This is a genomic window from Pseudomonadota bacterium (assembly GCA_026388215.1).
In the GTDB taxonomy this organism is placed as follows: domain Bacteria; phylum Desulfobacterota; class Syntrophorhabdia; order Syntrophorhabdales; family Syntrophorhabdaceae; genus JAPLKF01.
In genome coordinates this window covers 1-7,972 of sequence record JAPLKF010000129.1, presented here as the reverse complement: position 1 = coordinate 7,972, position 7,972 = coordinate 1, and the positions used below count along the sequence as shown (strand labels likewise).

8 protein-coding genes are annotated in these 7,972 nt (G+C 39.8%); 4 read left to right on the top strand and 4 right to left on the bottom strand.

Annotation, left to right across the window (positions count from 1 at the left end; translation table 11 throughout):
- The first annotated feature begins 51 nt into the window (after positions 1–51).
- Both NTU69_07785 and NTU69_07780 read left to right on the top strand, forming a co-directional pair.
- Entirely contained in the window at positions 52–1,761 is a 1,710-nt protein-coding gene (locus NTU69_07785) for a proline--tRNA ligase (GenBank protein ID MCX5803413.1), read from the top strand.
- Positions 1,736–2,938, top strand: a complete 1,203-nt coding sequence (locus tag NTU69_07780) for a Xaa-Pro peptidase family protein (GenBank protein ID MCX5803412.1) — start codon at positions 1,736–1,738, stop codon at positions 2,936–2,938. The genes NTU69_07785 and NTU69_07780 overlap by 26 nt, the downstream gene beginning before the upstream one ends.
- Positions 2,939–2,987: 49 nt before the next feature.
- On the opposite strand, the gene NTU69_07775 is transcribed toward NTU69_07780, so the two are convergent.
- Genes NTU69_07775 through ileS form a run of 3 tightly spaced genes read right to left on the bottom strand, consistent with a single transcriptional unit; the run spans position 2,988 to position 6,417 of the window.
- Positions 2,988–3,221, bottom strand: a complete 234-nt coding sequence (locus NTU69_07775; protein MCX5803411.1) for a hypothetical protein — start codon at positions 3,219–3,221, stop codon at positions 2,988–2,990.
- A gap of 23 nt (positions 3,222–3,244) precedes the next feature.
- Positions 3,245–3,733, bottom strand: a complete 489-nt coding sequence (gene lspA / locus NTU69_07770) for a signal peptidase II (protein MCX5803410.1) — start codon at positions 3,731–3,733, stop codon at positions 3,245–3,247.
- Entirely contained in the window at positions 3,706–6,417 is a 2,712-nt protein-coding gene (gene ileS, locus NTU69_07765; GenBank protein MCX5803409.1) for an isoleucine--tRNA ligase, read from the bottom strand. The genes lspA and ileS overlap by 28 nt, the downstream gene beginning before the upstream one ends.
- 414 nt (positions 6,418–6,831) lie before the next feature.
- Between ileS and NTU69_07760 the strand changes: the two genes are divergently transcribed.
- Positions 6,832–7,155 carry a BrnT family toxin gene (locus NTU69_07760; protein MCX5803408.1) on the top strand — a complete coding sequence of 108 codons (324 nt, stop codon included), beginning with the start codon at positions 6,832–6,834 and terminating at the stop codon, positions 7,153–7,155.
- Positions 7,124–7,405: a BrnA antitoxin family protein gene (locus NTU69_07755; GenBank protein MCX5803407.1), complete on the top strand. Its 282-nt coding sequence runs from the start codon at positions 7,124–7,126 to the stop codon at positions 7,403–7,405. The genes NTU69_07760 and NTU69_07755 overlap by 32 nt, the downstream gene beginning before the upstream one ends.
- A 242-nt stretch (positions 7,406–7,647) precedes the next feature.
- On the opposite strand, the gene NTU69_07750 is transcribed toward NTU69_07755, so the two are convergent.
- A partial coding sequence (locus NTU69_07750) for a hypothetical protein (GenBank protein ID MCX5803406.1) occupies positions 7,648–7,972 on the bottom strand: 325 nt, incomplete at its 5' end.

The following is a 7,972-nucleotide window of genomic DNA, read 5'->3' as shown; positions in this document are numbered from 1 at the left end:
ACCATTCACTATTCACTGACGACTGTTCACTTTGTACAACAAGGAGGCATGATGTTATTTTCGAAGATGTTTATTCCGACCGTAAAGGAAGACCCGAAAGAGGCTGAAGTCATAAGCCATAGACTGATGTTGAGGGCAGGTTTTATCAGAAAGCTGGCATCAGGTATATATACATGGCTGCCCCTCGGTTTAAAATCATTGAGGAAGGTAGAGAACATCATACGGGAAGAGATGAATAAAAAGGGTGCACAGGAGATTCTCATGCCTTTTGTTCAACCAAAAGAGTTATGGGTAGAAAGTAAAAGATGGGATAAATATGGAAAGGAACTTTTACGATTCGTCGACAGGAATGATAGAGAGTTATGCATTGGTCCTACTCATGAAGAGGTGGTGACGGACCTTGTGAGAAGGGAAATCAGGTCATATAAGGGGCTTCCTTTAAATCTTTATCAGATACAGACAAAATTCAGGGATGAAATTAGGCCTCGATTTGGTGTGATGAGGGGGAGAGAATTCTCTATGAAGGATGCCTACAGTTTTGATGTAGACGAAAAAGGGGCAGAAAAAAGCTACATGGATATGTATGGTGCATATATGAACATATTCAAGAGGTGTGGTTTCCGGTTCAGAGTGGTAGAGGCTGATACGGGACCAATCGGAGGGAGTTTCTCCCACGAGTTTATGGTGCTTGCAGATACCGGAGAAGATGTGATCATTTCATGCGAAACGTGTGGTTATGCTGCAAATCTGGAGCGGGCGGAGGTAGGCATAACCGGTGAAAAGACTGGAGGGAGAAAGGGACAATATAAACGTGCGGCAACTCCTGGTCAGAAGAAAGTGGACGAGGTAGCATCATTCCTCGGTGTTGCATCCGACAAGCTTCTTAAGACAATTATCTATAATACGGATAAAGGCATTGTAGGTGTGCTGATAAGTGGTGACAGGGAGATCAATGAGACAAAATTAAAGAACCTGTTGTCTCTTGATTATATAGAACTTGCCGACGAATCTACTATTGAAAGAGTTACTGGTGGACCTCTCGGTTTTTCAGGACCCATTGGGGTAGGTATTCCCCTTTATGCAGACAGGGGTGTAGCTTTAATGGAAGATTTCGTGATCGGAGGAAATGAGCAGAACCTTCATATAGTAGATGTTAATGTAGATGATTTTAAGGTTGAGGGTTTTTATGACCTTAAGATAGCGAATGCTGGTGATAAATGCCCGAGGTGTGAGGGTATGCTCACGTCAACAAGAGGGATTGAAGTAGGGCACATATTCAAGTTAGGCTTAAAGTATAGTGAAGCGATGAACGCTACCTTTCTTGATAAGGATGGGAAGGAAAAGTTTATGGTGATGGGTTGTTATGGTATTGGGGTTGGAAGGACTGTTGCGGCAGCAATTGAGCAAGGGTATGATGAAAACGGTATGATACTCCCCCTTGCTATTGCACCATTTGAGGTAGAAGTGTTGCCGGTAAACAGTTCCCATAGAGAGACTATAGAATTGGCGGATAATGTGTACAGGACATTGCTGGATAAAGGGATTGATACTATCCTTGATGACAGGAACGAAAGGCCTGGAATCAAGTTTAAGGATTGCGACCTCATAGGCATCCCCTTAAGGGTTACAATAGGTGAGAGAAATCTGAAAGAAGGTTTTGTTGAGATAAAACAAAGAAATGAAAAAGAATCACAAAGAGTAAGAAAGGAAGATATTGTCGGGAGGGTTCTGAAATATGTTGAAGAGCTTAAATGTGTGTGACCTCACACCAAAAGAAGAGATACATAAAAGGATTGAGCAACTTAGAGATAAAATGGAAAAGAATGGTATTGCATTTTCTATTATTATGCAAAATGTTGATCTATTCTATTTTACGGGTACTTTGCAAAAAGGTGTTCTCTTTATTTCTCTTGACAGGGAACCGTTATTTTTTGTTGAGAAAAGTTTGAGCAGAGCTGCGGCTGAAACACCGCTAAAGATAACCCCAATAAAGCGGGATAGAGATATAAAGGATCTTCTTCCTGAAAAGAAAATATTAAAAGGCAGGGGAGGAATGGAGCTCGACGTGTTATCTGTTTTGATGTTTGAAAAGTGGAAGGACATGCTTGGCTGTGATAGCCTGTCGGATATTTCTCCATTAATAAAAGATATAAGGATCGTGAAGAGTACGTTCGAAATAGAACAGGTTAAGAAATCAGGAGAAATTATTACCCATGTTTTTAAGAAGGCAAAAAGTGTGATAAAAGAAGGCATGCGGGAGGTTGATATTGCTGCAATCCTTGAATCGGAGGGAAGAATCTCAGGTCATCAGGGTTTTTTACGAATGAGAGGATTAAACCAGGAGATGATGAATATGTATGTCACCCATGGTTATTCAGCTACTATACCATCCTATGGAGATGTCCCCATTTCCGGCGTTGGCACAACTCATGCGATAGCACAGGGACCATCAATAAATAAGATTAGAAGGGATATCCCTGTTCTTATTGATTATGGAGGCGGATATAACGGCTACATAACAGATGAGACAAGGGTATTTGTCGTGGGAGAATTAAAAGGAATCTTCAAAAAAGCGTACAATGTTGCAAAAGAGATTATTGAAGACACCCTGGGTCATGCCAAAGAGGGAACGAATGGTACAGAGATATTCAACAGGGCATTACACATTGTGCAAAAAGCGAAACTGGAAGAGTATTTTATGGGTTATGGGGAGGGGAAGGTAGGTTTTATAGGCCACGGACTTGGTCTTGAGATAAATGAACTCCCGGTTATCACCCCGAGGCATAGTGTAATCCTTGAAGAGGGTATGGTGTTCGCCTTTGAGCCAAAATTTATCATCCCTGGTAAGGGAGCAACAGGCATTGAGGTAGATTTTATTGTAAAAAAGAACGGCCTTGAGCGGGTTACAGATTCATCAATTGATGTAGTATATGTTTAACCTTAACCCTTGAACCCTTCATCAAAAGCTGACAGCCAGTAGCTTATTTCTATGATCTTTTGAACTTTTCGTTTAACAATCTTTTAAATTTTGGTGTATAAATAATATCAAAGGCTTCTTCTTTTTTTGGAAATAACTTCAAGGCATGTTTTTTTACCCCTTCCACAACTGTAAGCGCTTCATTATGGGTAATATTCTGTGTTCTGATATATTCCAGCGCAAAGTCTACAATAAATCTTAACCTTCTGAGCTTTTTTTCTTCTTCCAGTATTTCATCTTCCATCTTGTCTTACCCTTTCGTATACACTATGGACGGTCACCCATCTTTTTACTCCCCTTAATTGAGTTGATCAGTTCTACATAAAGCCATAAACAGATTCCAAAGGTGATAGAGATATCAGCAACATTAAATGCAGGCCAGTGATAGCCCTTATAGTATGCATCTAAAAAATCTATTACGTAACCATAGGATATCCTATCGTATATATTTCCTATCGCTCCGGAGAGTATGCATAATAAAGAAAGCGTTTTTGGAAATACAAATTTATGTGTTAGAATAATATATATGAGCACGGCTATAATGAGCAAAGGGAAAATTGTAAAGATGTATTTGGCGAATTGGTATTGAGAAAGGAATCCAAAAACGCCTCCATAATTTCTTGCGTGGACAATGGAAAAAAATGGTGTAAGTTTAATACTTTCCAGGTAGGTTAATTTTTCAACAATAATTAGTTTTACCCATCTATCAAGAAAAAAGATAATGGGGGCTATAAGGAAGACAAGATATCTTCGCATCTTTCACATACGTTGGGGAATTGCCCTGTCTTTTTAATATTAGTTGCGTATTGCCAACATCTTTCGCATTTTTCGCCGTCTGCCTTTAATATGGTTATCTCCATTTCATTCCCCATTTGTAGCTCTATCTGTGACACAATAAAAACGTCTTTAAGTTCGTCACCTAATTTTTTTAATAAAAGGTAGTCATTTTCAGGAACTTTTACAATAATCTTTGCATCGAGAGAATGGCCAATTACCTTTGCAACCCTCTTTTCCTCAATATTTTTATTCGCAATTTCTCTTATTTTCCAAACCCTTTCCCATTCATCTTCGATTTCCATATTTATCATTTCTTTTTTTGGGGAAGGGAAGGTTGTGAGGAGAACGCTCTCTTCTTTGACAAATCTCTTTAAATAAGACCACATCTCCTCAGAAGTAGAAGATAATACCGGTGCTATGAGCTTGAGAAGTGAGATAAGGGTTTCGAATATTACAGTCTGGGATGCCCTTCTTTTCACCGAATTTTTGTTTTCTACATATATCCTGTCTTTTACAATGTCAAGATATAATGCGCTTAAGTCTACGGTACAGAAGTTATGGATGCTATGGTATATTACATGAAAAGCATAATTATTAAATGCCTCTGTAACCCTTTCAATGAGCCTCTGTAATCTTGAGAGTAGCCACTTATCGAGGTAGGATAGTTTTTCATAGGACACCATATCCTTTTCAGGGTCAAAATCATCATGTATATTGGCGTGGAGAAACCGGAGTGTGTTTCTTATTCTTCTGTAAGTCTCTACAAGTCTATTAATGATGTCCTTTGATATTTTTATATCGTCCCTGTAATCTTCATAAGTAACCCATAGCCTTAGAATCTCTGCACCATATTTTTCGATAATTTCTTCAGGGGATATAATGTTGCCCAGGGACTTTGACATCTTCCTCCCCGTACCATCAACAACAAAGCCGTGGGTAAGCACAGATAGATAAGGAGCACACCCTTCATTTCCCACTGATGTTAAGAGAGAGCTATGAAACCATCCTCTATGCTGGTCGCTCCCTTCGAGATACATATCAGCAGGGAATTTGAGTTCCTTTCTTTGCTTGCATACTGCTGCCCAGCTCACACCGGAGTCGAACCAGACATCAAGAATATCTTCTTCTTTTACGAACGTATCGTTGCCGCAATGTTTGCACGTAGTACCTTTTGTTAAAAAATATGATGGTTCTTTTTCAAACCATATATCTGCCCCATTCTCTTTTACTGCATTTATCACGTTCTGAAATGTTTCTTCACTCCAGTATGGTTCTCTGCACCTTTTGCAGTAGAAAATCGTAATAGGGATCCCCCATGTCCTCTGCCGTGAAATACACCAGTCCGGCCTTACAAGGAGCATATTATAGATTCTGTCTCTTCCCCATGAGGGTATCCATCTAACCCTGTCTATACCATCAAGCGCCTTCTGCCTTAAGCCGTTTTTATCAAGTGATATAAACCATTGTTCTGTTGCCCTGAAGATTACCGGTTTTTTACACCGCCAGCAGTGAGGATAAGAGTGCTCAATCTCTTCTTTATGGAGAAGTAGTCCAAGCTCTTCGAGTTTTTTTATGATATACTGATCACTGTCAAACAGGTTCATGCCCTTAAAAAATTCAACTTCTTCAAAGAATTCACCCTTTTCATTTACCGGTGAATACACATCGAGTCCGTATTCAATCCCTGTTTCATAGTCTTCTTCACCATGGCCAGGGGCTGTATGAACAGCTCCTGTACCTACATCTTTTGCCACGTAATCTGCAAATACAACAACAGAGTCCCTGTCGATAAAAGGATGTTTAAATTTTATGCCCTTAAGCTCTTCGGGTGTTATTTCTTCTATAACCTTATAATCGTTTATGTCTGCCCTTTTTGTGATATCTTCAAGCAGATCTTTTAAAACGATGTATATCTCATCTTTTGTCTCGAATGATACATAAGTAAATTCAGGATTAATGGCGATAGCAAGGTTTGCTGGAAGTGTCCATGGTGTTGTTGTCCATATAAGCATGAATATGGGTTTTTCCGGATAATGGTCAAAAATTCCCTTCCTTTCTTGAGTGAATGGAAATTTTACGTATATGGAGCTTGATCGTTTTGTTTCATATTCAATCTCTGCCTCGGCAAGGGCTGTCAAACAGCTTATACACCAGTGGACAGGTTTTTTCTTTCTGTAAACCTCTCCTCTTTCAAAGAATTTCTGGATTTGCTCAATAATCGATGCCTGATAGCTGTAGTCCATCGTGATATATGGATGTTCCCAATCTCCAATGCAGCCAAGTCTTTTAAATTCTGCCCGTTGTATATCAATAAACCTTTCAGCATATGCCCTGCATCGATGTCTCGTCTCTATTTTTGTCAATGAGACCTTTTTTTCTTTTATTTCTTTTTCGATTTGGTGTTCTATGGGCAATCCGTGACAGTCCCATCCTGGTACATAATCTGCTCTGTGACCAGACATAAATTTTGATTTAACAATAATATCCTTCAATATTTTATTTAGTGCTGTCCCGAGATGTATATTACCATTTGCATAAGGAGGACCATCGTGGAGGATAAATGCAGGACGTCCGTCCTTGCCCTGGGTGAGTTTGTCGTATAGCTTGATTTCTTCCCATAATTTTAATATCTCCTGTTCCTTGGTGGACAAATTTCCTTTCATAGGAAAAGGTGTTTTCGGGAGATTCAATGTATCCTTATAGTCCATTTTATGTTGCCTGTCCTTTGTTTATTAAATTAAGCTATCAGCTATCAGTGGTCAGCTTTTTCAATTCAGAGCTTATAAATCCAGACTTTAGAAGGCCGAAAGCTCACTGCTAATGGCTGGCTGCTTGTTATTCAAATTAGCATAAAGAGGCTATCTATGCAAGAATAATGGTAGCAAGGCGCCTGATGACAGTCTATCTGGTCTGTTCCGTCTATTTAGTCTTTCTTGTCTATTCAGTCATGACTAAATAGACAAGAGATGTGTAAACGGGCGGATGCGTAGATGCGTGAGAGCAAAAATCTATTCTTCTTGCCATGCAAAAATATATTGACGGAATTGCATGTAGTGTATATACTCATCATATACAATATGGCGACTAAAGATGACCCTTTATCGATTATAGAAGGTTTTCAGTGGGACAAAGGGAACATACTCAAAAATTGGGAAAGACACAGAGTAAGCCATGTCGAGTGTGAAGAAGTGTTCTTTAATAGCCCTCTTGTTGTGAAAAGCGACGCTATGCATTCGGGAGAGGAGGAGCGATACTACGTGTTTGGAAGAACCGATGCGGGCAGAATGTTGTTCATTGTTTTCACTATAAGGAGTAAGAAAATCAGGGTAATCTTTGCACGGGACATGAACAAAAAGGAAAGGAAGACCTATGAAGCGGCTGAAAAAAATACCGAAATTTAAGAACGAACAGGAAGAGTTTGAATTTTGGGCAAAACAGGACTTTACCGACTATGTAGACTATTCAAGCGCCAAAAAGGTGTTTTTCCCAAACCTGAAACCGTCGACCAAAAATATTTCTATCAGGCTACCGGAATCGCTAATTGAACACTTGAAATACCTTGCAAACAAACGGGATATTCCATATCAGTCTCTGCTCAAGATGTTCCTCGCGGAAAAGGTTGCGGAAGAACTGCATACGCAGGGAGGGTAGGCGTCACCACGCTTTTCGGGTTGTACAAATATCGTTTCCACTCCGGTGGGTAACCGCAGAAGGTAGGGCCCCAAGAAATACTCGATGTCGCTCTCAGGAAACGATTCCCGGCATGAAGGTGCCGCAAGGCTCTTCCGGCGATACAACAAGTCTATTTAGCTTCTGTCGTCTCTTTGGTCTATCTGGTCATGACTAAATTGACAAGAAAGACGGAATAGACGGAACAGACTGGATAGACCTTATTACAGATTTACATCCATATTCTCTTTTATGAATTCTGCGATTTCCTGTTCTTTCCCCGAGTAGAAATGGTCTGTCGGGATAATCTTGAGATTTTTGTATATGATTGGAAGGTTTTTATAGAACTCTAAAAGGTTGTTCATGGGGGATATATCGTCAATAGTTCCGCCTACGAAGTACATTTTTCCCTTAAATGATTTCAAAGGATCTACCTTATAGAAGGAAAAAGGATAGGCTACAATAAATAATCCACTTATATTGTCCACTTTGGTAGCTGCCTTGCTCGCTATCCATGCACCGAAGGAATAGCCTGCGAGCATTATATAT

Excerpts from the sequence above, each read along its gene's own strand:
- NTU69_07755 (MCX5803407.1), top strand. The coding sequence starts at position 7,124 with ATGAAGCGGCTGAAAAAAATACCGAAATTTAAGAACGAACAGGAAGAG.
- lspA (MCX5803410.1), bottom strand. The coding sequence starts at position 3,733 with ATGCGAAGATATCTTGTCTTCCTTATAGCCCCCATTATCTTTTTTCTT.
- NTU69_07785 (MCX5803413.1), top strand. The coding sequence starts at position 52 with ATGTTATTTTCGAAGATGTTTATTCCGACCGTAAAGGAAGACCCGAAA.
- NTU69_07760 (MCX5803408.1), top strand. The coding sequence starts at position 6,832 with ATGGCGACTAAAGATGACCCTTTATCGATTATAGAAGGTTTTCAGTGG.
- NTU69_07780 (MCX5803412.1), top strand. The coding sequence starts at position 1,736 with ATGTTGAAGAGCTTAAATGTGTGTGACCTCACACCAAAAGAAGAGATA.
- ileS (MCX5803409.1), bottom strand. The coding sequence starts at position 6,417 with ATGAAAGGAAATTTGTCCACCAAGGAACAGGAGATATTAAAATTATGG.
- NTU69_07775 (MCX5803411.1), bottom strand. The coding sequence starts at position 3,221 with ATGGAAGATGAAATACTGGAAGAAGAAAAAAAGCTCAGAAGGTTAAGA.